Origin of the sequence: Martinezella calliandrae, assembly GCF_030272695.1 — a bacterium.
GTDB lineage: Bacteria > Pseudomonadota > Alphaproteobacteria > Rhizobiales > Rhizobiaceae > Rhizobium > Rhizobium calliandrae.
The window spans coordinates 1-25979 of record NZ_JARFYN010000075.1 but is presented as its reverse complement, the minus strand read 5'-3'; the positions used below and the strand labels follow the sequence as shown (position 1 = coordinate 25979).

Annotated in this window: 20 protein-coding genes, 1 pseudogene and 1 riboswitch; of the genes and pseudogenes, 10 read left to right on the top strand and 11 right to left on the bottom strand. The window is 59.1% G+C overall.

The window, feature by feature from the left end; all coding sequences use genetic code 11:
• Positions 1 to 150: 150 nt before the first annotated feature.
• Positions 151 to 618, bottom strand: coding sequence for a BA14K family protein (locus tag PY650_RS32830; protein WP_285884145.1), 468 nt, complete (start codon positions 616 to 618; stop codon positions 151 to 153).
• Between the two features lie 293 nt (positions 619 to 911).
• Here PY650_RS32830 and PY650_RS32825 point away from each other — a divergent pair, with 293 nt between their 5' ends.
• A complete protein-coding gene (locus PY650_RS32825; protein ID WP_285884144.1) occupies positions 912 to 1865 on the top strand; it encodes a glycoside hydrolase family 25 protein in 954 nt (317 codons plus the stop codon).
• A gap of 19 nt (positions 1866 to 1884) precedes the next feature.
• Here the strand turns inward: PY650_RS32825 and PY650_RS32820 are convergent, their stop codons facing one another.
• The 3 genes from PY650_RS32820 to PY650_RS32810 form a co-directional block, all read right to left on the bottom strand.
• Positions 1885 to 2967 carry an FAD-binding oxidoreductase gene (locus PY650_RS32820; RefSeq protein WP_432761615.1) on the bottom strand — a complete coding sequence of 361 codons (1083 nt, stop codon included), beginning with the start codon at positions 2965 to 2967 and terminating at the stop codon, positions 1885 to 1887.
• A gap of 9 nt (positions 2968 to 2976) precedes the next feature.
• The gene (locus PY650_RS32815) at positions 2977 to 4221 is read right to left on the bottom strand and encodes an aromatic ring-hydroxylating oxygenase subunit alpha (protein WP_285884142.1); all 1245 of its coding nucleotides are present in this window, start codon (positions 4219 to 4221) and stop codon (positions 2977 to 2979) included.
• A gap of 96 nt (positions 4222 to 4317) precedes the next feature.
• A riboswitch (cobalamin riboswitch) is annotated at positions 4318 to 4520 on the bottom strand.
• A 217-nt stretch (positions 4521 to 4737) separates the two neighbouring features.
• Entirely contained in the window at positions 4738 to 5151 is a 414-nt protein-coding gene (locus PY650_RS32810; protein ID WP_285884141.1) for an ACT domain-containing protein, read from the bottom strand.
• Positions 5152 to 5256: 105 nt separating this feature from the next.
• Between PY650_RS32810 and PY650_RS32805 the strand changes: the two genes are divergently transcribed.
• From PY650_RS32805 to PY650_RS32795, 3 genes are all read left to right on the top strand, one after another.
• Entirely contained in the window at positions 5257 to 5865 is a 609-nt protein-coding gene (locus PY650_RS32805; protein ID WP_285884140.1) for a DUF6656 family protein, read from the top strand.
• A gap of 76 nt (positions 5866 to 5941) precedes the next feature.
• Positions 5942 to 6916: an L-threonylcarbamoyladenylate synthase gene (locus PY650_RS32800; RefSeq protein ID WP_285884139.1), complete on the top strand. Its 975-nt coding sequence runs from the start codon at positions 5942 to 5944 to the stop codon at positions 6914 to 6916.
• Between the two features lie 34 nt (positions 6917 to 6950).
• The gene (locus tag PY650_RS32795; protein WP_285884138.1) at positions 6951 to 8381 is read left to right on the top strand and encodes an FAD-binding oxidoreductase; all 1431 of its coding nucleotides are present in this window, start codon (positions 6951 to 6953) and stop codon (positions 8379 to 8381) included.
• A gap of 21 nt (positions 8382 to 8402) precedes the next feature.
• Here the strand turns inward: PY650_RS32795 and phnF are convergent, their stop codons facing one another.
• A complete protein-coding gene (phnF, locus tag PY650_RS32790; RefSeq protein ID WP_285884137.1) occupies positions 8403 to 9140 on the bottom strand; it encodes a phosphonate metabolism transcriptional regulator PhnF in 738 nt (245 codons plus the stop codon).
• A gap of 70 nt (positions 9141 to 9210) precedes the next feature.
• On the opposite strand from phnF, the pseudogene PY650_RS32785 reads away from it, so the two are divergent.
• Positions 9211 to 9762 (top strand): annotated as a pseudogene (locus PY650_RS32785) (MOSC domain-containing protein).
• 79 nt (positions 9763 to 9841) lie between these two features.
• On the opposite strand, the gene PY650_RS32780 reads toward PY650_RS32785, so the two are convergent.
• Positions 9842 to 12820, bottom strand: coding sequence for a DNA translocase FtsK (locus PY650_RS32780; protein WP_432761614.1), 2979 nt, complete (start codon positions 12818 to 12820; stop codon positions 9842 to 9844).
• Between the two features lie 237 nt (positions 12821 to 13057).
• Positions 13058 to 15562, bottom strand: coding sequence for a DUF1217 domain-containing protein (locus PY650_RS32775; protein WP_285884134.1), 2505 nt, complete (start codon positions 15560 to 15562; stop codon positions 13058 to 13060).
• A 320-nt stretch (positions 15563 to 15882) separates the two neighbouring features.
• Here PY650_RS32775 and PY650_RS32770 point away from each other — a divergent pair, with 320 nt between their 5' ends.
• Positions 15883 to 16449 carry a DUF6101 family protein gene (locus tag PY650_RS32770; RefSeq protein WP_285884133.1) on the top strand — a complete coding sequence of 189 codons (567 nt, stop codon included), beginning with the start codon at positions 15883 to 15885 and terminating at the stop codon, positions 16447 to 16449.
• 63 nt (positions 16450 to 16512) lie between these two features.
• Here the strand turns inward: PY650_RS32770 and ubiA are convergent, their stop codons facing one another.
• The gene (gene ubiA, locus PY650_RS32765; protein ID WP_285884132.1) at positions 16513 to 17475 is read right to left on the bottom strand and encodes a 4-hydroxybenzoate octaprenyltransferase; all 963 of its coding nucleotides are present in this window, start codon (positions 17473 to 17475) and stop codon (positions 16513 to 16515) included.
• Between the two features lie 64 nt (positions 17476 to 17539).
• Positions 17540 to 18349, bottom strand: coding sequence for a MipA/OmpV family protein (locus PY650_RS32760; protein WP_285884131.1), 810 nt, complete (start codon positions 18347 to 18349; stop codon positions 17540 to 17542).
• Positions 18350 to 18621: 272 nt separating this feature from the next.
• On the opposite strand from PY650_RS32760, the gene PY650_RS32755 reads away from it, so the two are divergent.
• Positions 18622 to 19053, top strand: a complete 432-nt coding sequence (locus PY650_RS32755; RefSeq protein ID WP_285884130.1) for a hypothetical protein — start codon at positions 18622 to 18624, stop codon at positions 19051 to 19053.
• Between the two features lie 89 nt (positions 19054 to 19142).
• On the opposite strand, the gene PY650_RS32750 is transcribed toward PY650_RS32755, so the two are convergent.
• Both PY650_RS32750 and PY650_RS32745 read right to left on the bottom strand, forming a co-directional pair.
• On the bottom strand, positions 19143 to 20402 hold the full coding sequence (locus PY650_RS32750; protein WP_285884129.1) for a cyclopropane fatty acid synthase: 1260 nt from the start codon (positions 20400 to 20402) through the stop codon (positions 19143 to 19145).
• Positions 20403 to 20547: 145 nt separating this feature from the next.
• Positions 20548 to 22857, bottom strand: coding sequence for a Tex family protein (locus PY650_RS32745; protein ID WP_285884128.1), 2310 nt, complete (start codon positions 22855 to 22857; stop codon positions 20548 to 20550).
• A gap of 150 nt (positions 22858 to 23007) precedes the next feature.
• On the opposite strand from PY650_RS32745, the gene purD reads away from it, so the two are divergent.
• The 3 genes from purD to PY650_RS32730 form a co-directional block, all read left to right on the top strand.
• Positions 23008 to 24279: a phosphoribosylamine--glycine ligase gene (gene purD, locus PY650_RS32740; RefSeq protein WP_285884126.1), complete on the top strand. Its 1272-nt coding sequence runs from the start codon at positions 23008 to 23010 to the stop codon at positions 24277 to 24279.
• 121 nt (positions 24280 to 24400) lie between these two features.
• Positions 24401 to 24829 carry a plant virulence effector HPE1-like domain-containing protein gene (locus tag PY650_RS32735; protein WP_285884125.1) on the top strand — a complete coding sequence of 143 codons (429 nt, stop codon included), beginning with the start codon at positions 24401 to 24403 and terminating at the stop codon, positions 24827 to 24829.
• Between the two features lie 390 nt (positions 24830 to 25219).
• Positions 25220 to 25979 (top strand): cache domain-containing protein (locus tag PY650_RS32730; protein WP_285884124.1); only part of this gene is annotated, 760 nt, incomplete at its 3' end.

Below are 25979 nucleotides of genomic sequence, written 5' to 3'. Positions count from 1 at the left end.
CGCCCTTCCGCAGTTGCGCTTCTCTTCGCTCGCCATGACCAGCTCACGGTGGGACTTCCACCCACAAGAATGCGCCCATGCTGGGCGCACCAACAAAAAAGCGCCCGGCGGATGACCGGGCGGCTTGCGTTGATAGACCTCAAATCTCACTCAAAAATAGGGCGAGTAGCACTGCTGCCGGGGACCGTAATTGGGCTGGAACGTGTTGTCATAAGCCCGATATGACCGGTAGCGTGCCTCGCACCATTCGATATGGCGCGGGTTGATGCCCCCGGCCGGAGCAACATAGTGCGGCTGGCTGGCAATCGCGCCGCCGATGATGGCTCCGGCGCCGAAGGCAGCCAATGGGTACCAATAGCCATCGTAATAGCGGTAGCCATAACGATAGCCCGGATAACCACGGTAGCCGCCGTACCAGCCGCTACGATAGTAGGGACCACCATGATAATAGCCGCCATAGTGACGCCATTGAACCTGCTGGATGTCGTCAGGTGCGGCGTTATCTGTCGCTGCAACGGGCGCGGCGGGCATTTGCATTGCGAAGGACGGGGCGAAGCTCGTCAGAGCCACAGCAGACGATATGGCGAAAGTCGCAATTTTCGCACGGAAACCAAGCATTTATATCTCCATTCCCTGGCTTATTTTGTGCTCAGGCAGATAACGTTCCGTATTGGGGAAGGTTCCCCAAAACAGGGTTCGAGTTACCTGCTGCGCCGCGCGTTAATGACGCGCCAAGACGCAGCGGCGGCGCAAAGTCTTTCCCTTAAATCCATACCAATTTAAGGGGTTATGCGCGGACCCCACGCTCAATTTATAGCGATCGCATTCTTAACCCAGGATTAACCACCGATCCTTACCATTGTTTCATGAAGGAATACCGGCAGGCTCACCCGCTGATTTGCAGTTTCCTGATGATCCTGGCACTCCTGGGATCGGCTTCCCAGCTTGCGGCCGGTGAGAACCAGCCCTGGAACGATCCTCAAAACGCGCTCATTGTCGATGCCTACGAGCTGAACACGATCAATTGGGATCAATTGCTGCAGGACAAACGCATCGCTGCCTTCATCTCCAAAGCTTCGGACGGCCTTCCCGAGAACTTCGCCTGCACAGGTGATCACGCTGGCGACACATTTGCACACTGCAAGACGATGTGGCGCAAATATGCGGTGAGCCGCGAGCTTTATCAGACGCGCCGGATGCTGGCAAAAATGAACGGCTTGCTTTGGGGCGCTTATCATCTTGGACGGCCCGGCAATCCGATCGACCAGGCCAACCATTTTCTCGACTATGCCGACCCGAAACCGGACGAGCTAATGGTGCTCGATATCGACGGCATGGACACGACACAATTCATGTCACTGGACAACGCGCAGATCTTCATCAGTCATATCAAGGCGAGAACCGGCCGCTATCCCATTCTCTACACCAACCACAACACCGCCCGTTACATCGCCGATCATCGTGAGGACTATCCGATCCTGTCTCGGCTGCCGCTGTGGTACGCGCGTTACAAGCCGGATGTGAAGGGCACCTTCCCGCTGGGCAACTGGGACAATTATGCGCTTTGGCAATTCTCCTCATCCGACAACTGCTCGGAGAAAACCTGTCCTTACCGCGTGCCGGGGACGCTTACCGATATAGACGTCAATGTCGCGCCGATGACGAAGGTGCAGCTCGCCAAGATCTGGCCGCAGGGCGATCTCCTGCCCGCCAAACCGGAACCCGCGCCCATGATCATCGCCAAGGCGCCGAGCTGTACAGCGCCGCTGCAGACGCTCGTGTCGTTGATGGTCGATCCCATCGTCACCGCCTCCGCCCCGCCCAAGCCAGTCGAGATCAACGAGCTGAACTATCAGGATTTCTGATCCTCGTTCAGGATCATGCTCAGGCTTCTATCTGCACATCCGATTTGGGCCGCGAGCAGCAGGCGAGGATGTAACCTTCGTCGATTTCGTCGTCGAGGATACCGCCGTTGTGGTTCATCTCGACCTCGCCGGACAGTTTCATCACCCGGCAGGTACCGCAGAGGCCGGATTCGCAGGCAGCACCTATACGCACACCGGCACCGCGCGCCGCCTGCAGGATCGTTTGACCGGGGGGGCAGGCCACGTCCTTGCCAGCCATGGTGAAGCGGATCGAGGTCGCAGCATCCGTCGATGCATCGTCGCTGACTTCGGCGAGCGGCGTTGCCGCCTGCGCCGGCTGGAAGCTTTCCTGATGATAGCGCGCCATATCGAAGCCGTGCGCTTCCAGCATGAAGCGGACGGCATCCATGAAGATTTCCGGGCCGCAGCAGAAAATGGTGCGTTCCATGAAATCGGAAGCCAGCAACCCGATCTTCGCCTTGTCGATGCGGCCCTTCAACCCAGACCAGAAATCGGTGCGCCCACAGCCTTCGACGATAAAGCCGAGATCGAGGTTCGGCATGAAGCGCGCAAGATATTCAAGCTCCGCGCGGAAGATGATGTCGGCGGGACTGCGCGAGCAGTTGATGAACGTGATATCCGATAGGGGCGCCGTGTCGGCCATGTAGCGAGTCATCGCCATCATCGGCGTGATGCCGGAGCCGGCAGAGACGAACAGGTATTTCTCGCCGGGATGACGGATGTGGCTGAAATCGCCGAGGGGACCGAAAGCCTTGATGCGCATGCCGGGCTTCAGGTTCTCGAACATCCAGCGCGTGCCGATGCTGTCCCTCTGCGCCTTCACCGTCACGGCGACGGAAAAGGGCCGCGACGGCGTGGACGACAGCGTATAAGTGCGCATTACCGGCTCCGGGGCCGTCGGCAGCTCCAAGGTTACGAACTGGCCGGGTAGATATCGGAACCAACTGTCCTTATCGGAGCGGAATGTGAAGGTCATCACGTCGGGCGCTTCCGGCGTTGCTGAGAGACATTCGAGCAGTTGCTGCTTGTCGCTCCAGGGCTGCATCTGGTCAAGGTACTGGTGACGGAGAGAGACGGTCATGTCCATAACTCAGGCCACCGCCGACAGCTTGGCCTGATCGCCTTGCAGCCGATTGATCATGAAGTTCGTGTACCATTCGACGAACTGCATGACGCCGCCCTCCTGGATTTCCGAATAGGGGCCGGGCTCATAGGCAGGCGAACGGATGCCGAAGGCGTTTTCCTCGACGATGCGGCGGTCCTGGTCGTTGGTCTCCGTCCAGACATGGGTCAATTCCTCGAGGTCGTAATCGACGCCTTCGACCGCATCCTTGTGCACCAGCCATTTGGTGGTGACGGCGGTTTCCTCGGCGCTGATCGGCAGCACGCGGAAGGAGACGGCGTGATCGCCGAGAAGATGGTTCCATGTCGTCGGGTAATGGAACAGCAGCATCGTGCCGATGTTGTTGATCGTTACGTCCCGCGACAGCGCCCGCTTGACGGCGCGCAGGCCCGACATGGTGTAGCTTTCCGCGCCTTCGATCAGCGGCATGCGGGTGGTGCGGAACTGGCCATCTGGCGAGAGCTTGAATTCGCTCGGCAGGCCGGCGGCTTCACAGCGCTGCCAGTGCTCGGTAATGACCGGATCGCTGATCGCGCCCTGCACACCGCTGATGGTCGGATTTTCGGGAAAAGTGCGGCAGAGCTCGGGATGATTGGCGGCGCAATGGTAACACTCGCGATTGTTCTCCCATACGAGCTTCCAGTTACCCTTCTCGATAATGGTGCTCTGGAAGGCGACCTTGGCCTCGCCGATGCGATGCGGCGCCATATAGGGCGCGATCGAAGCGCGGACCGAAGAGAAATCCGGGGCATCCTTCGCAAGGCAGATGAAGATATAGCCGCCGACGCTTTCGCAATGAACCGGCTTCAGGGAGAACTGGCTCTTGTCGAAATCCTCGGCCATCTGCCGGGCAAACAGTAGCGAACCGTCGAGCTCGTAGGTCCACTGATGATAGGGGCAGACAAGCTTGGCCGAGGAGCCGCGCTCAGACGCGCAGACGCGCGAGCCACGGTGGCGACAGCTATTGTGGAAAGCACGGATGACCTGATCGCGACCGCGGACGATAATCACGGGATAGTCGCCGATCTGCACGGTGAAATAATTGCCCGCACGCGGCACTTCGCAATCATGGCCGATAAACAGCCAGTCGCGATAGTAGATCATCTCCATGTCGAGCTTGAAATAATCCTGATCGATGTAGAAAGGCTGCTCCAGGCTGAAACCCTGGCGGCGGTTCTTCAGTTGCCGCAAAACATTAGTGCTGATATCCATTTGCCTATCCTTGTGCAGTGCCAGGCAGCAGGCAAAGACGTGCACCGGTCGGCCGCGTACGGCTTAACGCGTTGCCCGACCGCCCGCCGCGGTCAGTAAATCTATCGGCCCAAGGCTGGTTTCCGGGCTCTGGAGCGGTCCTCGAAAAGGACCGCATGGCGCCTTCCCAGGCTGTTTCGGCCCAGTGGCTTTATCTGCCATGCCTTACTCCACCACCGTTGCGGGGGCAGCGCCGGATTTCGACCGGCTTCCCAATTCTCCGTCTCCCTAGCGACGGCACCTTGAGATTGATGGCATCATAGCTTCGGCCTTGCGCCCCGCTCTGCTGCAAAGCGACATGAGCTTCGAAATTGGCGACGGGTGAAAGGAAGCCCGGAAATAGGGCGAATTTTGTTGCGATAATATGAACCAATTCAAGCCATTAGCTCGCCTTGAATAAGATGAACGTCCGCGTGGGTCGCTCTGCGCTCCTATGACGGTTTATCTTGATTGCGACAGGGCGATTGGTCACGAAGCCTACAGCGGATATTGTCCGGCAGCGAGCACCTTCAATGCTGCCACGGCACGCTCGGCATCGGCTGCGGGCACAAGGATATGATCATGATAATAGGCCGCGATGACATTGGCGCTGATGCCCTCATTTCCGAGGGCGGTGGCGAAGGCAGCCGTCAGGCCGACGGCTTCCAGGGAGGAATGGACGTCGAGCGTGATCATCCGCATTGCGGGTTCTATGGGAAACCCCGCCTGCCGGGCTGCCTCGATCGGGAGGATCAACGTCATCCCCTCCTTTTCCTGGAACATTCCGATCGGCTTCAGATGAATCTGATCGGCCAGCGCCGAGGCCGGCACGGTGCAATAGACAAATTCGCCCTCGATGAGATTCGGCTTCATGCTGGAAATCAGCAGTTTGAGATCGGTAATACCCGGCATGCCTCTGATCCTCTTCAGCAATCCATCAGTGCTGGACGTGGTTAAGCCCGGCTCAAGCTAGGCGATCTACCAATCGTTATCCAGACCTCGATAGCGAGAGCCAATATGGCCAAGCTCAGATATTTCGACACCAAGAAAACTGTCGAGCCCGAACCGACGTTGCCGCCGGCGGGGCACAGCGAATTCCTGCGCACGGGCCGCATCAGTCGCGACAGGACGCATTGGCTGGCCGAAGAACGACGCTACCTCACTCACGCCGAAGTGGCCGAACGCACGGCTACCAGGCTGCGGAACGCCGGTGAGAAAACCCACGACCGGCTGAACAGCTTTCACCAATCGATCCGTTTTCCGAAGCTGATCTTTCACCACACGCTGAAGGATACGCCACACCTCGGCTATTGCCATGTCACCGCGGCGCGAACGCAATTCGCGCAGTATGAGGAGGTGAGCTGGGCTTTTTACATCGCCAACTTCTTCGCCCGCATCGGCCAGAACGACAATTTCTTCGAAGACATCAACCTAAAATATTCGCGGATGTATTTTGCCGTCGCGGTCCAGCCGGATCAGGAATCGCCGGAGAAGCTGACGATCAACCGCGAGATCCGGGGCAATGGCGTGCTCTTCCACACCCACGATCCGCAGATAGCCATCCGCAATGTGCTGCTGCTCGGCGCTCGCAATGAACAACTCCGCGACATCATTCGCCAGCTTTGATCATTGATCCCCAAACTTGAAAAGCATAAATGGACTGAAAGGCATGATGACTGCCTGAACTGCAACCGGTCAGGCCATGGCACGACACATAGACATTCTCCAACACCCTGAAACGGCGATAGCCGAGGCGTCAGCGACGCTCGCCGAGGGGCTGCCGATCGGGCTGCCGACCGAGACGGTCTATGGCCTCGCCGCCGACGCTACCAATCCCGCCGCCATCACCCGCATTTACGAGACCAAGGGCCGGCCGCGCTTCAATCCGCTGATCTGTCACATGAGCGATCTCGCCATGGCCGAACGATATGCGATCTTCGACCCCATCTCCCGAAAACTGGCGGAGGCCTTCTGGCCCGGTCCGCTGACTCTCGTACTGCCGCTGCGGCCAGGAAGCGATATCCACCCGCTGGCGACGGCGGGGCTCGATACCGTCGGCATCCGCGTGCCCCAGGGTTTTGCCGGCGAGCTGATCCGCGCCTTCGGACAGCCACTCGCCGCCCCCAGCGCCAATACCTCCGGCAAAATCAGCGCCACTAGCGCCGATCATGTTCATGACGATCTCGGCGAGCGGATTTCACTGATCCTCGATGCCGGTGCTTCGCTTGTCGGTGTCGAATCAACGATCGTCAAGGTCGAGGATGGGGAGATGCGCCTGCTGAGACCGGGCGGACTTGCGGCAGAGGAGATCGAGCGGGTCGCGGGCCAGCCGCTTAAGCGCAAGAACGGTGCCTTGCCGACTATTGAAGCGCCGGGCATGCTTGCCTCGCATTATGCGCCAGGGGCCGCCGTACGGCTCGATGCGACTGCTGTTTCGCCCGGCGAGGCGCTGATCCGCTTCGGCCGGCCGGATATTACCGGTGCGGAGAATGCAGCCATCGTGCTCGATCTCAGCCCGTCCGGCGATCTCTCGGAAGCCGCAGCCAATCTCTTCGACTTCATGAAACGCGCTGATAGCAGCGGCGCCGCAACTATTGTCTTTTCCAGCATTCCTGACGAAGGCCTCGGCGAGGCTATCAACGACCGGCTGCGCCGTGCGGCCGCGCCCAGAGAGTAAATCCAAGTCAAAACAAATCGGCAAAGGACACGCCATGAGCAGCTCTGCCCCCTCCTCCGCCCTTCTCGACCGCTTTGCGGCCATCGTCGGCGAAAAGCATGTGTTGCGGGAGGCCGCTGACATCGCTCCGCATCTGGTCGAAAACCGCGGGCTCTTTCACGGCGCGTCGCCACTGCTCTTGAAGCCCGGCACGGTGGATGAGGTTTCGGCTATCCTGAAGCTTGCCAGCGAAACCGGCACGGCGATCGTGCCACAAACCGGCAATACCGGCCTTGTCGGCGCCCAGACGCCGCGCGAGGGCGGCTCCGACATCATCCTTTCGCTCGAGCGCATGAACCGCATCCGTGATATCGATCCGGTCGGCAACACTATGATCGTCGACGGCGGCTGCATCCTGGCCGATGTACAGAAAGCAGCGGAAGAGCATGGCCGCATGTTTCCGCTGTCGCTTGGCTCCGAAGGCTCCTGCCGCATTGCCGGCAATCTCTCCACAAATGCCGGCGGTACGGCCGTTCTTGCCTATGGCAACATGCGCCAGCTCTGCCTCGGCCTCGAAGTGGTGCTGCCGACCGGCGAAGTCTGGAACGGCCTTCGGCGGCTGAAGAAGGACAATACCGGCTACGACCTGCGCGACCTCTTCATCGGCGCCGAGGGAACGCTCGGCGTCATCACCGGCGCGGTGCTGAAGCTTTTCCCGCAGCCGCTCGGCCATCAAGTGGCCTTTGCCGGTATCCAGTCAGTCGAGGAAGCGCTGACGCTGTTCAAGAATGCATCCAGCCTCTGCGGCCCGGCGCTGACCGGTTTCGAGCTGATGCCGCGCATTGGCGTCGAGTTCACCGTCCGCAATATTCCGGGCGTGAGGGATCCGTTGGAGACTTCGCATCCCTGGTATGTGCTGATCGATATCTCCACTTCGGATTCGGCCGAAACTGCCGGGCGGATGATAACAGCACTGCTGGAACAGGGGTATGAGGCCGGTCTGGTCCAGGACGCGACGATCGCCAGCTCCGAGGCGCAGCAGAAGGCGCTGTGGCACATGCGCGAGAGCATGTCGGACGCGCAAAAACCGGAAGGCGGCTCGATCAAGCACGATGTCTCAGTGCCGGTCGCACAGATCCCGAATTTCATGCATGAGGCCGAGACGGCCGTGATGGCGGCCATGCCCGGCGCCCGCATCTGCGCCTTTGGCCATATGGGCGATGGCAATATCCACTACAACATCTCGCAGCCCGTCGGCGCTGACAAGGCGGAGTTCATCGGCCGCTGGCGTGAAATGAACAAGATCGTGCATGGGTTGGTGCTGCGGCATGGTGGTTCGATCTCAGCCGAGCACGGTATCGGCCAATTAAAGCGTGACGAGCTAGCTTCGATCCGCCCCGAAATCGAGATGGACCTGATGCGCCGGATCAAGACGGCGTTTGACCCGGCGGGGATTATGAATCCGGGGAAGGTCCTCAAGGCCTGAGAGCCGGCTTTATATGCGACCTTAAACGGTCACAACAATCCGCTCCGGCGCGAAGCAACCGATCTGGCAGGAAATGATCGTGCCATCGGCATCAATGTCTTCGCCCGCACAAGCAAGCACCGGTGTCAGGCGCGATTGCTGTAAAAGGCGCGCCTCGACTTCGGTCGGCATGCGTGCCTTGATGTCGGTGGAACGGCGCCAATAGTCGGTTACGCCATAGTCCCTCAGCGCCGCAGTGAACGAACCCATGGCGCCGAATTTCTCCGCCAGGCCAGGAAAGCGCCCGGCGGAACAACTGCGCACAACGACCGAGACGGGAAGCGCATCAGCACAGGCAACTACGCACATTTCCAGAACCGCCTCACCCGGTTCGACGTTCAGCCTTGCGGCAATATCGGCATTTGCCGGGACGACCCTGGCCGAGAGAACCTTGCGTGTGAGGTTCGCGTCCGTGGCAGTGAGATCCTTGCTGAAACTCACCTTGTTACCCAATTGGAAGCGAACGGGCATGTCTGCACGGACGTAGGCGCCACTTCCACGCGCCACGCGCAATAGCCCCTCCCCCTCCAGTTCGGCAATTGCGCGCCGCATCGTCACCCGCGAGACGCCGAATCGTTCGGACAAGGCGCGCTCGCTTGGCAGTCGGCCGCGGGCGGCGTAGCTGCCACCATCGATGGCGCGTCGCAGCTCTGCGGCCACCGCCGCCCACCCCCTGCAGGTTGTTAGGCGGCCTTCATCCGGCCGATTTTTCTCATCCATCACAATTTATCGCCTTGAAATTGGTATACACCAATTTCTAAAGATCTAGGTTGTTTATGAAGGGTTCGGCATGGGCGACAAGCGCATATATTTGACGTCAGTCAGCAGCAGCGACGCGCATGGTTTTAGCAAGCAGAACAAAGATCATATTCAACTGCTGACAGGGCTTGGCGTGGAAGGCGACGCGCATATGGGGATCACGGTAAAGCATCGCTCGCGCGTTGCGGTCGATCCGACGCAACCCAATCTGCGCCAAGTGCATCTCATCCACGCGGAGCTGTTCGACGAACTCACCGAAAAGGGATTTTCCGTCGCCGCGGGCGACATGGGCGAGAACATCGTGACCAGAGGTATCGACCTGTTGTCCCTGCCTTAGGGCACACGCCTGCATATCGGCGCGGAAGCGATCGTCGAGGTGACCGGGCTGCGCAATCCGTACAAGCAGATCGAAGCTTTCCAGAAAGGTTTGCTAGAAGCCGTGCTCCATCGCGACGCGGACGGCGGTCTGATTCGCAAGGCCGGTATCATGAGCATCGTCTCCCAGGGCGGCCGCGTGCGGCGCGATGATGCCATCCGCGTCGAGCTGCCACCACTGCCACACCTCAAGCTCGAACGCGTCTGATAACATGGAAGCGGCCCGCCATTGGCGAGCCGCTTCATATCGTCGCGAGGATGTGGTGCCGGCTTCGGTGCCGGGCTGATCAATCGAAATCGTCCTGGCTCGAATTGCCGCCGCCGTTCCGGTTGCCCGAAATGATCTCGCGCTTGCCGACATGGTTTGCCGGGCCGACGAGGCCGTCCTTCTCCATTCGCTCGACAAGCGAGGCAGCGCGGTTGTAGCCGATGCCGAGGCGGCGCTGGATGTAGGAGGTCGAACACTTCTTGTCGCGCATGACGACCTTGATTGCCTGTTCGTAGAGATCGTCGCCGTCTTCCGACGCGATCGCGCCCTTATCGAAGACGGCGGTATCTTCTTCCTCGTCTTCTTCTTCCTCGTCGGCGGTGACCGTGTCGAGATATTCCGGCCGCCCTTGGGTCTTCAGATGCGCGACGACCTTTTCGACTTCTTCATCCGAGACAAAGGGACCGTGGACGCGGGATATGCGCCCGCCTCCGGCCATATGCAACATGTCACCCTGGCCAAGGAGCTGTTCGGCGCCCTGTTCGCCAAGGATCGTGCGGCTGTCGATCTTCGAGGTCACCTGAAAGGAAATGCGCGTCGGGAAATTCGCCTTGATCGTGCCGGTGATGACGTCGACCGAGGGCCGCTGCGTCGCCATGATCAGGTGGATGCCGGCGGCGCGCGCCATCTGCGCCAGACGCTGGATCGCACCTTCGATTTCCTTGCCGGCGACCATCATCAGGTCGGCCATTTCGTCGACGATGACGACGATATAGGGCATCGGCGTCAGGTCCATTTCCTGCTGTTCTTCGATTGGGATACCCGTGCCCTTGTCGAAGCCGGTCTGGACCATGACATGGATCGTCTCGCCCTTTTCCTTTGCAGATGCGACGCGGCTGTTGTAGCCGTCAATGTTGCGGACGCTAAGGCGCGACATCTTGCGATAGCGGTCCTCCATCTCGCGCACTGCCCATTTCAGCGCCATGACGGCCTTCTTGGGATCGGTGACGACAGGGGTCAGGAGGTGCGGGATGCCGTCATAGACGGAAAGCTCCAGCATCTTCGGGTCGACCATGATCAGACGGCATTGCTCCGGCGTCATGCGATAGAGCAGCGACAGGATCATCGTGTTGATGGCAACGGACTTGCCCGATCCGGTAGTACCGGCAACGAGAAGATGTGGCATCTTCGCGAGTTCGGCGATGACGGGCTCGCCGCCGATCGTCTTGCCGAGACCGAGTGCCAGCTTGTAGCCGCTCTTTTCGAAATCCGCGGACTCGATCATTTCGCGGAAATAGACGGTCTCGCGAGTTACGTTCGGCAGTTCGATACCGATAACATTGCGGCCTGGGACGACGGCTACGCGGGCCGAAAGCGCCGACATGGAGCGGGCAATATCGTCGGCAAGATTGATGACGCGCGAAGATTTTACGCCGGGCGCAGGTTCGAATTCATAAAGTGTCACGACCGGGCCGGGACGAACATGAATGATCTCGCCTTTGACGCCGAAGTCCTCCAGAACGCTTTCAAGAAGGCCCGCATTCTGTTCCAGCGTTTCCTGCGTCATGATCACGCCGGACCGGGCGACCGGCTCTTGCAACAGTTCGCGGGGCGGGAATTCATATTCGCCCTCGCCACTGCGTCCGATCTGCCGCCACTCCGGCGGGGTCAGGGCGGCGGGCCTGCGCGGCGCGAACTGCGACGGCGGCGTATCGATCAGACGCTGCTTGGCCGCTTCCACGGCGGCAACGACTGGCTTTGCTTCGACAACCGGAGCGGCAGCAGCTGGCGCCGGTGTCCGAACCGGCATCGGAGCAACGACCATGACCTGCGCGGACGACGGCACCTTCGGGGCTGGAGCCGGCTGAGACTCGGCGGCAGTCTTGGCTTCATCGGTGAAGACGGCCTTAACGAAGGCCGGCGGTATAAAAGGCGCAGGTTCGATCGCTTCCGGCACAATGGGGGTCGCCACAGGTGCTTCCGTCGCTGCCGGCACGACAGGCGCCCATGCCATGGCTTCCAGCGCAGCAAGCTCGTCGATCACGAATGTGCTGGTCGAGGCAGCTTCTGCAACGGGCTGGAATTCGGCCGACGCAATGGGGGCAGCGTCTTGCGAAACAGTCTCTTGCGGCATCGCGGCGACAGGCACTGGTCGGCGGCATTCGACCACACGGAATTTCGCGACGATCGATTCGGCATCAGCTTGCACCTCGGGAATGAGCACCGGCTGAGCTGGCGTTCCCTGGATGGCGGAAAGGAATTCGCTCTCGAAGGGCATAGCGTCCCAGAAGGCGAAATCGGAGAGATGGGAGAGCCGCGACTCTACCACAGGCGCGGCGACAGATTCTTGCACTTTCGGTCGTGATGGCGAGGCATCCAGCGCGATGGCGGGAGCCTTATGGAATGCGGTAGCGATGACGGTCATCTCCAATGCGTCCGGCTGCATCGCCGGAGATTTCTGAATTATCGTAGGCTTGTAGGTCTCCGCCGCGAAGGGCATGTCTTCCCATGGCGGCAGATGGAATTCGGCCGACTGTTTCTTTTGCGAAATATCGATCGATGAAGTTGATTCGACTGTTATCGGCGGCTCCATGACCCGCATTGCGGCATGGTTCGCGCCCGGGGGTGTCAACACGGGCGCAGGCTCCGCCGGCGGGCGCCGGCTGATGATCTCGGCCTCACGCGTGCGGGTGAAACGGACGTTCGGCCCCATCAAAAAGGCATTTTGCCAATCGGGCGAGGCAAGTTCCTCAGCCGAGATCCCATGCGGTGTGACGGGCATGATCTGGCCACTTGTCGCCGTGCTGGCTTGCAAAGCCTCTACGAGCGGTTTTGGCGCAGCGGCGATCCGCAGCCGTGCGTCTTCGGCAAGCCGTGATTCTTCGGCGCGACGTCGCTCCTCGGCTTGACGCTTCGCCTCGCGCGCACTGCGGATCTTCTCTTCCAGAAATGCGCGGCGCGCGGCAATCTGTTCGGCTCGGCGTGTTTCCTCCACGACCTGTTCGGGGGTCAACTCGCCCTCCTCCTGGAAGCCCGTTGCCGCATTCGAAATGTTCATTCGGGAAAGACGCATGAGACCTGCAACCCAGTCATTGATATTGCCGATGGCTTCACAATTCGAATAGGGCAAAGACGGTTAATAAGTTCCTTCTTATCGGCGCCGAACGCACTTATTCCGAGTCTGGCGAGCGAGTAGAGCGGTCCATATCGGCACGTCTGCAACAGGCGTGCGAGGCCGATCTCATGTTGGATGTCAAAGCGGCGCGAACCGAAAACTTTTTTGGAGAATCACTCGCTATTTGCTGGAAAGCTGCGCGATCGAAAGGAGCGTATCGGCGCTGATGCCGACGCTTGAGGAACCGGTGAGAATCGACAGGGCGGGAGACGTCGACGACGTGGTGTTGTTCTTCAGATCGTACATGGCCGAGAACCGCTGCAGCAGCTTGGTGACCTTGTCCGGCTTCTGGAGGTCGGTGACATTGACATATTTGCCCAGTAGCTTGGCCTGCTGATCGACATCCATCGACGAGATCGAACTCGGCAGGCTGAAGGCGGTCGTTATGACCTGATAGAGCGCAGTGTCACCCATGATGTCGTAGATGGAATGGATATCCGGCGCCTTGCGCTGGAAATAGAGCGCTAGGCGCACGCCTGCGTTGGTCTGCCCTTCCTGATCCTCCAAGGTCTGATGCAGGAACAGGTCGTTGGTCTGAGCGATCGCGCCCTGATTCTGTGCCGTACCCTGTTTCGCGTCAGTCAGGTTTCCGTCCGTGCCGAAGTTGAACGCTTCGACAATATTCTTGAACTGAACTCCATCAGCCGTGTTGATGAAGCTCTTAGAGTTCGACGGATCGGAGGCGAAGGCCTTCTTCAGCGTCGCGGTGGTGACCGTCTTCGGGTCGATACCATTGGCGGTCAGAATGAAATCGGTGAGCTTGCTGTCGGCGAGAAGATCGGTGACGCTCGTGATCTTGACGATATTGGTCGCAAAATAGGTGCCAGCAGTCTTCGCGTCGTTCGTGGCCTTTGTCGCCTGAGCGCCGGTTAACCCCGCCGTGCTGCTGCGAGAATATTCGGAGATGTAGTTATTGATCTGCGTTTGTGACAAAGCCTGGACCGGTTGCTTCAGCTTGCCGTCACTGTCGAAATTGAAGGCTTTGGCGAGGTTGGTGAAACGTGTATCTTTGAGTGAACTCACATAGCTCTTCGGATTGTAGGGATCGCTCTCGAGAACCTTCTTCATCTCGGTCTGCGACATCTTATCCGGGCTGATGCCGTAAGCGCGAAGCGCCATCTGGTACAGCTCCGGAAGAGAGTCATTGGACTGGCTGCTGTCCGCAGTCGCATTGGTGGCGAAGAAGTCATTGATGTTCTTTACGCCGGAAATGCGATTCTTGTAGTTGTTGACCGCGCCGGTGGTCAGAGACGACTGCGATGTCTTGTAATTCGTCATGTAGGCGGTCGACGCCGCGTCGGTCGCGGCCTGGGACTGTGCCGTATCTCCGGCCGCCAGAGTGCCGTCCGCCTGGAAGTTAAACGCCGCAACAACATTGGTGAGGCCAAAAATAGAAGCGGTGGTGGGATCGCCGAAGGCGTTCTTGAACACGATGGCGGGGGTGGTCGGATCGATCCCGTAGGCAGTCTTGATGAAATCGAAGAGCCGGGTGTCCGAGGTCAGTTGGTCGACCGAGGTGATGGAGCCAATGTGATCCTTGTAATAAAGGGCGTTATCGGTGGCGCCGACATCGGTCGTGAACGAGGGAACGGTGGAATTATAAGCGCTCATGACTTCGGCCGTCTGGCCGAGCGTCTGCGGGCCACCGGGGTAATTCGTTGCGTAGGCGGTCGTCGTCGCGCTCATTTGAGCCGCGGTCTGTGCCTGCGAGCCGCTGGCGACCGTACCGTCGGCCTGGAAATTGAACTGCGCCATCACATCGGTCAGCCCGTTCGTCTTCGCCACACCGGCATCTTCTGCCGAAGCATTGAATTGGTCGGCCGTGATATAGACCGGGATGCCGAAGGCGGTTTTGACATAGTCAAACAGCCGGGGATTGGACGTGAGCTGATCGACTGAAGTGATCGTGCTGATCTGGCTTTCGAAATATGACGTGTCTGCATCCGGCGTCGACGTCTTCACCGTTCCGTCAGCGTTGAAATTGAATTCCGCGGCGATCGCCTTGTCAGCTGCGCTACCATTTTGATTTACGAAGCTGTTCGGATCGCTGACATCGCTCGTCAACATCTGTTTCAGGAATGAATTCGACACATAGGTCGGATCGATCCCATAGGCCTGCAGCACATAGTTTCTCAGACGCGTATTGCCGAGGAGATCATCCACGGTCTTAACGCCGCTGATGTGCTGGCTGTAATAAGTTGTTTCGGTGGCGGCGTTGGTTTCCTCAGTCGTATAGGACTGCTTATAAAGGCCGACCAGATCGTTTTCCTGTTCACTGGTTTGCGCCGTCGAATCGCTGCTCGTGCCGAAATTGAACGCGGCGGCGAATTCCTTGTAGCGTGGATCCGTAAGCTTATTTGCGAAACTGTTGGAGTCGCTGAGGTCGCTCGTCAGCACCTGTTTCATGAAGGCTTTGGCATAGGTCATGTCCGACAGACCGTAGGCTTCCATAGCATAGCTATAGAGCTGATAGTCGTTCATGAAATCGTCGACATTTTTGACCTTGCCAATATTGGCATTGTAATAGTCAATCTCGCGCTTGTTCTGCGCCTGTGATGCCACCTGATTGAGCGTCGTCGCCATATTCCTGGTCGCGATCGAATAGCCAAGATAGGTGGATATCATCAGCGTAAGCCCCAATAAATCTCTAATATACGCAAGCGAATCTGTCGGCAGTATCGCAGTTAAACCTTACCTGAGACTTACAATACTTCAGCCGTTGCGTGCATCAGACCGGCACAACCGATTTTCCCGTGCATTCACTTTGTGGAAACCCTGATGCATTCGATTTTGCTAACCATTTGAGGACGCAAAGTTTTCTTAACCGCGATTTTTAAGCTGTCTGGAAGGGCCCGCGCCTAATCTGCACCCCAACGAGAGAACAAAAAGTTCTCCGTAAGAAGACCGGAAAACCGGCTCTCAGGTAAAGCAAGGGTAGAGATTAGATGACAAATACCGTCCTGAAGCCCGATTGGGCTGGAACCACACTGCGGCTTGATCCGACGCGCTTTCCGCAACAGGTCAGCTATGCCATGCGGGGTGTCGCGGGTGATGTCACCATCACGATCGACGAGCGCGGCGCCGTGCTGCGCAAGGTTTTGCCGTCCAGCGGCCTGCCGCTGTCGGTCGCCCTGCCGAAGCGTGCCTTCAAGGGCGTCGCCGCCCGCGCCATCGACCATGGCGACGGCGAAGTCACGGTGACTTTGGAGTTGCATCATGAGGATCCCGACCTCTGCATCCCCCTCCTCGTCGCCCATGATCTGAGCGACATCGCCGCCGACTGGCGTTCATGGTCGGAAGCCTTCCGCATTCCGATGCTGATGATCGAAGCCGATGGTGTCGCGCGTCCGCTGGAAGAACATTTAGGCGGGGTTTCCACCCGCGATATCCAGCCCCGTCGCCGCCATTCCTATTTCGCCAATCGCCGCCCGCGCTTCCTCGTACGCCGCACGACCGGCAAGCTCGGCATCAAGATGAAGATCGAAGGCCGCGAGATCATCGCGCGGAATTAAACCTTTCGTCCATCGCCTCTCAGATCGAAGCCCGGCATCTCAGCACCGGGCTTTGTCGTTTCTTCAGGGAGCGAGGAATAGAAATGACAGGAAGAGGCCGGCGAAGATGATGAGGCCGACCTTGCTGTTGGACTTGAACAGGGCCAGGCACTGTTGCGCATCGTTGATGTCGAGCACAGCGATCTGAAAGGCGAACATGCCGCCGGCAACGAGCAGACCGAAATAAGAGAGCCACCCTGCTCCAGCCAGGGCAAAGGACAACAGCATCAGCACCAGCGACGCACCATAAAGGCCGATCAGCCAGAGGCGCGTATTGTCGCCGAAGAGCCGGGCGGTGGAGCGCACGCCGATCAGTTCGTCGTCCTCCTTGTCCTGATGAGCATAGATCGTGTCATAGCCGATCGTCCACAGAATGGCGGCGGCATAGAGCACGATGGGAGCGAGCGACAGGCTGCCGAACAGCCCGGCCCAGCCCATCAAGGCACCCCAGGAAAAAGCCAACCCCAAGAAGAACTGCGGCCAATCGGTAAAACGCTTTGCAAAAGGATAAAGCGCAACGACAGCAAGCGACAGCACGCCGAGAACAACGGCGAACCAATTGAATTGCAGCAGAACCAGCAGGCCGACCAGCGCCTGCAGCGCAATGAACACCTTAGCTTGCCAGCGCGTGACGCGCCCGGACGGCAACGGACGCGAGCGCGTGCGGGCCACTTCCATGTCGATCTCATGATCGACCAGATCATTATAGGTGCAGCCGGCACCGCGCATGGCAACGGCGCCAATGAAATAGAGAACGAGATGGTAGATCAACAGAAAACCTGGCGGCGCCTGGCCCGCCGCCACAGCCGCATTCGCCGCCAACGCGGCCGACCAGAGGCATGGCCACATCAAAAGCTGCCAGCCGATCGGCCTGTCCCAGCGCGCAAGCTGCGCATAGGGCCAGAACGCTGGGGGCAGGATGCGGTAAACCCAATTGCCGGACGGCGCGTCAGCGACGCGCCCATTGATGTCGCCTGTGTTTTGCATAGGCGAGTAGTAGTGACATCTGGCGCCCGCGGTCAAGCAGCGGGGTTACAGCCCGGCTCTTTTCTCAGTTCAGCGTGAAATTGAACTTGTAGCTGGCCGACACGCCGACCAGCAACTGATTGCGGTCACCGCGCTCACGCACCAGGCTGCTGTCGCCAGCCGGGCCGGTCAGGCGGCTGTATTCGAGGAATGCGCTCGTGGTCCAGTTCTGAGTCGCCTTCCAGGTCAGCGCCCCGCCGACGCCGACCGACTTCACGCCGCCACCCGGATTGTAGCGACTGAGGCCTGACGCTGCCGACTCCTTGGCGTTAACACCATAGTAGGTGTCGAAATAATCGCTGGAGGCTAGCGTCATGCGCGGACCACCGGAGAGGCGCAGTTCCGGCGTGATATCGGTGAAGGCGTCCACGGCTGCGTCGGCGACGATGCCGCTATGGGCGCGAATGCCCTGGCGGACTTCGACGCGGGCACGCAGCCAGTCGGTGGGATAGGCTTCGACGAAGCCGCCGGCTTCGGCACCCCACTTGACCTTCTTCAGACCTTTCAACTCATGACCGTCACTTGAATCCCGGCTCGGCACGAATTTGCCGACAATGCCGGCCCGGATGCCGTCATTATCGATGAGCGCAAAAGAGGGATTGTCATTGCGCGAGGAGAAGCGCGGGCCGGGGCCCTGTTTGCCGACGGAGATCAACGGCGACCATTGAAGCCTGTTATGCTTGCTGCCTTCGAATTTCGGCGCGGTAAAACCGGCTGCACCGACGCTTAGATACCAATCACCCGACCAAAAGTGCTGACCATCCCCAGCCGAAGCGGCGCCTGCAGAGCCGGCAAATAGACCGAGGGTGAAAAACAGACGCGATTTCGCAAACACTACGCAACTCCATAATACGCAAATACAAAGGGCCATACGTCCCAGAGTGGCCGCAAATTATTCGGATCGCGTTACCGCTCTCTTAACCAAATACGACTGAATTCGAGCGGTGATGGCTTATATTTTAGTAACGACTTACGCACGCCTCAGGGCTGCGCCGATCTGTCGCGGTGATTTAATTTCCGAATGAATTACTCAATCATTAGTAATGATCAGCTGTCCGGAGCGTAAGTAGAATTTTACTAATATTCAAACCAAATTAAGGGAACGGAATGAGATCTATATCCTTGATTTCTCTCAGCGCATTCGTCGGTATTGGCGTGGCGCTTTCAGGTTGTGTCAGCACGCCACTCGATGGCGCCAAACAAAACCAATACTCCCACAAAGTCATCTCCGGCAAAAAGACGGCGCTCGGAATGGCTGCCTCGGTGAAGCGGGATTGCACGTTCAACTCCTATCCCTATACGGGGATCATCAAGCAACCCGTCCATGGCAAAGTTACGTTCGAACATGGCCCAGTTCGCGTCAAATACGACAAGGACAGCGAGGTTTATATCTGCAGCGGCAAGCCGGTTGAAGGTACCACGGTATACTACACGTCCGATCCCGGCTTCAGCGGCACGGATGAGTTCACCGTGCGCATGACGGTGTTATACGCAAATAAGGTCAATGACGAGAATCTCACCGTTCACGTGGTCAAATAACACGCGTTCGGTCTCCGCCTAGTGGGAGAAAATCAAACGCCGGCTCGATCGGTTTTCATGGCCGGCGCCTAACAAATAATGGCAGACGATTAAAACGTCACCTTTTCCAGCTGCGCACGGGTCGCCTCGAATTCCCTGAGCTTCGCTTCCCGCTCGGCAATGTAGTTGCGGTTGTCGGGAACGGCGAACTGGTTCTTGGAAATCTGGATCTGCATGATGAAAAGCTCATCCCAGCGGAAACCCATTTCTGAACCGGCGAGATAGAACTCCCACATGCGGAAGAACTTCTCATCGTAGAGCGCAACAGCCTCGGCCTTACGTGCCACGAAACGGTTACGCCAGTGTCGCAGAGTATGGGCGTAGTGCATCGGCAGGATCTCGACATCCTTGACCAGAAGCCCGGCCTTTTCCAACGGCGGTAAAGTCTCGCCAACCGACGGAATATAGCCGCCCGGGAAAATATACTTTTCGATGAAAGCGTTTGTCCCAAAGCTCGGCTTCGGACGGGCGATGGAATGCAGCACCATCACGCCATTGTCGTCGAGCAGTTCGGAGACCTTGCGGAAGAACTTGCCGTAGTCGCCGATGCCGACATGCTCGAACATGCCGACCGAGACGATGCGATCGAACTTCTTGCCCGTCATATAACGGTAGTCTTGCAGCTCGAAACGGACGCGATCGGATAGCCCGCGCTTGGCGGCACGATCGCGCGAGACCTTGAGCTGCTCTTCGCTGAGCGTAATGCCGGTGAAATCGAGGCCAGGGTTGGCTTCGGCAAGATACATGCCCATGCCACCCCAGCCGGAGCCGATCTCCAGAACGCGCTGGCCCGGCTCGACCAGCAGCTTGGCGGCGATATGGCGCTTCTTGGCCACCTGCGCCTCGTCCAGACTGATGCCTGGCGGCACGAAATAGGCGCAAGAATACTGCCAGTCTTCGTCGAGGAAGAGATCGAACAGCTTGGCCGACAGATCATAGTGATGCGCAACATTGTATTTGTTGCGGTTGATCGGCGAGCGGCTCTTGATCTGCTGCCATGCGATGCGGCCGATCAACAGCGCCGCCATGCGCAGGTCAAAGACTTCGTTGGTGGTGTTCTGCTTCACCAAAGAGAGGAATTCATAGATATCCCCCTGCTCGAGAATGAAGCGCCCTTCCATATACATTTCGCCAAGTTTCAGGGTCGGATCGCGCGCAACCGCATCCTCCGCCTGCTGATCGGCCACGCGAACGGCGACTGTTTCGCCGGACCCATCGCCGATCTTGTGCGTCTCGCCGGAAGCCAACGTAAGTTTCAGTGAGCCCTTACGGATGATTTTCTTGACAATCGAGAAGAGTGCCGACGCCATGGACGCCTCGCATATTATGACATGACATTAAGGCAGACTTTAGCGTCTCAGAGCCTTGTGGCAAGCTCACCTTTTCGCATGCGTTGGCACTCTGGCAACAACTCTGCCAGAGTGTGACATTCTTGCACTGACTCTCGCTAAGTGCTTATTTTCGCTTGAGTGCGTCGGCCAAAGCGGCGCCGAAACTGCCCTGTTGTTCCGTTCTTGGCCGGCCGTCATGCCTACCGCCAGCGTTGCGCGCGCCGCTTTGTTCGCGCGATCCCTGTCCCGGTGCGGCTGCCACAGTGCTGCCATCTTTGCGCATGGTGAGACCGATTCGTTTACGTTTGACGTCGACCTCCACAACTTTTACCTTCACGACATCACCAGCCTTGACCACCTCATGAGGGTCCTTTACGAAGCGGTCGGCGAGCTGCGAGACGTGGACAAGACCGTCCTGGTGGACGCCGATATCGACGAAGGCGCCGAAGGCGGCAACATTGGTCACAGTGCCTTCCAGCAGCATGCCCGGCAAGAGATCGCCGATCTCGTTGATCCCCTCGGCAAAGGTCGCGGTCTTGAAGCTCGGGCGCGGATCTCTGCCCGGCTTTTCCAGTTCGGCAATGATGTCGCGCACTGTCGGCAGGCCGAATTTTTCGTTGATGAACTGGCGCGGATCGATGGCCTTCAACACAGCTGCGTCGCCCATCAGACTGCGAAGATCACGGCCGCAGGCCGCGACGATCCTCTCGGCCACGCCATAGGCTTCAGGATGGACCGACGAGGCGTCCAGTGGTTCCTTGCCATCCGGGATGCGTAGGAAGCCGGCGCATTGCTCGAAGGTGCGCTGACCAAGGCGCGCAACCTTCAGGAGGTCGCGACGCGTCTCGAAGCGTCCCTCGCCGTCGCGATGCTTGACGATCGCCTCGGCGATCGACGGGCCAAGGCCCGAGACGCGGGCAAGCAGCGGCGCGGACGCAGTGTTCAGATCGACGCCAACCGCATTAACCGCATCTTCCACGACGGCGTCCAGCGAACGTGACAGCTTCTGCTGGTCGACATCGTGCTGGTACTGTCCGACGCCGATAGATTTCGGTTCGATCTTGACGAGCTCCGCCAACGGATCCTGCAGACGGCGGGCGATGGAGACGGCGCCACGCAGCGATACATCGAGACCGGGAAATTCCAGCGCCGCCGTCTCGGAGGCCGAATAGACGGACGCGCCTGCTTCCGAGACGATGACTTTCGTCGGCTTCGGCGCCGGCAGATCGGCCAGCATGTCGGCCACCAGCTTCTCCGTCTCGCGGCTGCCGGTGCCATTGCCGATGGAGATGAGTTCGACCTTGTGCTTACGTACCAGCGCGGCCAATGTCGCCTGCGTGCCGCGCACATCATTCCTCGGCGGGAAGGGATAGACGGTCGTCGTCTCCAAAAGCTTACCGGTGCCGTCGACCACGGCGACTTTGACGCCAGTGCGGATGCCAGGATCGAGGCCCATGGTTGCGCGAGAGCCAGCCGGAGCGGCGAGCAGCAGATCCTTCAGATTGCGGGCGAAGACGTGGATGGCCTCCTCTTCGGCACGTTCGCGCAACTCGCGCATTAAGTCGAGCGACAGCGACATGGAGAGCTTGACGCGCCAGGTCCAGCTCGCCACTTCCGTCAGCCAGCGGTCGCCGGGTTTGCTCGCGCCAATCTCGTAAGCCGTCGCGATCATCCGCTCGACCGGCTTGTTCGGCGAGACGGCATCGACGTCGACTTCGATGGTCAGCGTCAGCATCTCCTCGTTCCAGCCGCGCAGCATGGCGAGCGCGCGATGCCCGGGTGCAGTTGCCCAGCGCTCCTGATGATCGAAATAGTCGGCGAATTTCGCGCCCGCCTCCTGCTTGCCGTCCACGACCTTGGCCTTCAGCAAGGCGTTCGTTTTCATATAGGTGCGCAGCTTGCCGAGCAGATCGGCATTTTCGGCAATGCGCTCGGCGATGATGTCGCGGGCGCCTTCGACCGCGGTCTTCACGTCCGGCACATCAGCGTTAACGAAACCTTCGGCGAGGATCGTCGGCTCCTTGGAGCGATCGGCAAGAATCGTATCTGCAAGCGGACCGAGGCCGCGCTCCCTGGCGATTTCGGCGCGGGTGCGGCGCTTCGGCTTATAGGGCAGATAGAGGTCTTCCAGCTCGGCCTTGGTGGCTACTACAACGATCTTGCGCATCAACTCGTCGGTCATCTTGCCCTGGCCGGTGATCGACTCGACGATGGCCGCGCGGCGGGCTTCCAGCTCACGCAGATAGACGAGGCGTTCCGCCAATGTGCGCAACTGACCGTCGTCGAGACCGCCCGTCACCTCCTTGCGATAGCGGGCGATGAATGGCACCGTCGCACCTTCATCAAGGAGTTCGATCGCGGCCTTGGCCTGATCGGGGCGGGAATTGATCTCGGTGGCGATGGTTGCGGCAAGGGAGCGGATGTCAGCGGCCATATGATTCTCTGAACTTGATCGATGTGCGGCGACCATAGTGGCACAAAAAGGCGTTGCAATGTTGTAGCCTATGCCTCCACAGGATTTGCCGCTTGACCTTTGGTCCAACGGCCCTTAACCGCGCAAATGGTCGTAAGAGAAGGGCAAGTCATGAAAGTTCTGTTGATCGGATCGGGCGGACGCGAGCATGCGCTGGCCTGGAAGCTGGCGCAATCGCCGCTGATGACGGAATTCTACGCAGCGCCCGGCAATCCCGGCATTGCCGAACACGCGACGCTTGTTGCCATCGACATCGAAGACCATGACGCGATCGCTGCCTTCTGCAAGGATAAGTCCGTCGACTTCGTCGTCGTCGGTCCGGAAGCGCCGCTGGTCGCCGGCCTTGCCGACCGCTTGCGCGCCGACGATATCGCCGTCTTCGGTCCATCCGCCGCAGCCGCGCAGTTGGAAGGCTCCAAGGGGTTCACCAAGGACATTTGCGCCCGCTACGATATCCCGACTGGCGCATATCAGCGCTTCAACAATGCGCCGAAAGCGAAAGCCTATATCCGGGCGCAGGGTGCGCCGATAGTCGTCAAGGCCGATGGGCTTGCCGCTGGCAAGGGCGTCACCGTGGCGCTGACGGTCGAGGAAGCGCTTGCCGCGATCGACGATTGTTTTGAAGGCGCATTCGGAGCGGCCGGCGCCGAAGTCGTGATCGAAGCCTATCTCGACGGCGAGGAGGCAAGCTTTTTCTGCCTTTGCGATGGCAAGCATGCGCTGGCACTCGCCACCGCCCAGGACCACAAGCGCGTCGGCGACGGTGATACTGGCCCGAATACCGGCGGCATGGGCGCCTATTCCCCCGCTCCAGTCATGACGGCTGAGATGGTCGAGCGCACGATGACGGAAATCATCGAGCCGACAATCCGCGGCATGGCGGAAAGCGGCTATCCCTTCTCCGGCGTCTTCTTCGCAGGGCTGATGATCACTGCCAAGGGGCCGGAGCTGATCGAATACAATGTCCGCTTCGGTGATCCGGAATGCCAGGTGCTGATGATGCGCCTGAAGAGCGACCTGCTGCCGCTGCTTCTTGCCTGCGCAAACGGCACGCTGGATCAGGTCAGCGCCGAGTGGAGCGACGATGTGGCGTTGACCGTAGTCATGGCCTCGAAGGGCTATCCCGGCTTTTATGCCAAGAACACGCCGATATCGGCTCTGCCCGCCGACAGCGACGGCGCCAAGGTGTTTCATGCCGGCACAGCGCTGAAGGATGGCGCATTGGTCGCAACCGGCGGCCGGGTGCTGAATATCACTGCCACCGGCAAGACCGTAAGCGAAGCGCAAAAACGCGCCTATGCCCTTGCTGGCGAAGTGCAATGGGAGAACGGTTTCAGCCGTGGCGACATAGGCTGGCGCGCAATCGAACGTGAAAAGATTTGACGCGGAAACCGCGAGCCCTGTGCCGTTTTCTGCCGTCCACTAAACTTTTACCTAATCTCCTGACGGGATAGAAACAAAGGGACGTTATTCTCCCTCTCAACATGAGACGGAGTGGTTTGTAATGCGTCCCTTCTTCCTGACCTTGGCGTTTGCACTGGCCGGCAGCTCGGCCATGGCATCGTCGATCCAACCCATCGACAGCAGGACGGAAACCGGCGCCGGCAGCATCATCGACAAGGTCTGCACTGATTGCCCTGCTCTCAAACCGCAGATGGTCAAGAAGGACTATGTGGTGCCGGAGCTGACGCCGGGCACACAGTCCATCATCGTCCGCGATATCGACGGCCAGAGGAAGGTGGTGCGCACCGAGGCCTGGATGGGCGGCTCGCCGGTTGTCTTCATCTCCAAGCCAACGCCCGAGGCTCTGGCAGCCGCCGACGCTCCGGCCGACGGCATCGACATGACCGCGAAAACCGCCGCCCTGCCCGAGTCCGCCAAGACAAAGCCCCCCTTGCCGCTCGATCTCTCCGGCTTTGAGCTTCGCCAGTGATAATGGCTGGCTGACCCGTTCCCTGCCCCGCCCGGCCAAAGTTTCGGTCGACGGGGTCTGCCGCAAGGCGGACCAGTGCGCCCCTGAAGAGAAGCAGGGGCGCATTCGTTTTGTGAAGACAAAGCATGGAAGCTTCGCGCGCGACTCAAGTTAATATTGAGCGTGATTCAGTATTGTTTATTGCGATGCAACAAATCGATTGATTAAAAGTGCTTAATTTCCAACCATTCTGTTTTGATTAAAAGTTTATTAGATATAAAGCGCGATTTTGCTTGCACCGGAGAGCAGCATGTCATTCGAGCAGCGGCAAGCGTATTGGGTTCCCCCAAGGCGATCGCACAGGCGGTAGGAAACCGCCCCGGTATTCACCCTACCCTGGCGCGAGGCATTATGAAGAATCTCAAGATCGCACACCAACTCTTCGCCCTTCTGGGCGTGCTCATGGCGGCCTTCGCCGTGGCGACCTATTTCCAGATCCGGTCGCAGGCGGATACCATCTATGACGACCGTTTCGACATGCTCCGCACGCAGGTCGAGTCCGGCATTTCGGTTCTGAATCAATATTATCAGCGCGAAAGATCCGGTGAGATGACGCATGAAGCCGCTCAGGCCGAGGCCTTCAAGGTCCTCTCGCATGTGAGCTTCGAACCGTCGGGTTATCTGTTCGGGTTCGATTACAACGTCGTCCAGCGCATTCATCCGAGCCCGGTCAACATCGGCAAGGACATGTCCGGCCAGGTTGATAAGAACGGCACCCATTTCAGCAAAGAAATGGTCGAGAAAGGTATCAAGGGCGGCGGCCGCACTGTTTACTACTGGAACAAGCCCGGCCATCCCGAAAGCGACTTCTTCTTGAAGGGCAGCTATTCCGCCGCCTTCGCGCCCTGGCAGATCGTTCTTGGTTGCGGCGTCTACATGGACGACCTCCAAGCGCAAATCAACACGACGATGTGGAATGCGCTGCTGATCTGCGGCGTTGTCTTCCTGATCGGCATTGCTGCCGCGCTCTACTTCATCCGTGGCATCTCGAAACCCCTGACCGACGTTCACACCGCATTGAAGGCCGTTGCCGACGAAGACGTGAAGGTGGCAATCCCGCATGTCGGCATGGGCAATGAAATCGGCCTGATGGCCAAGGCTACCCTGGCGC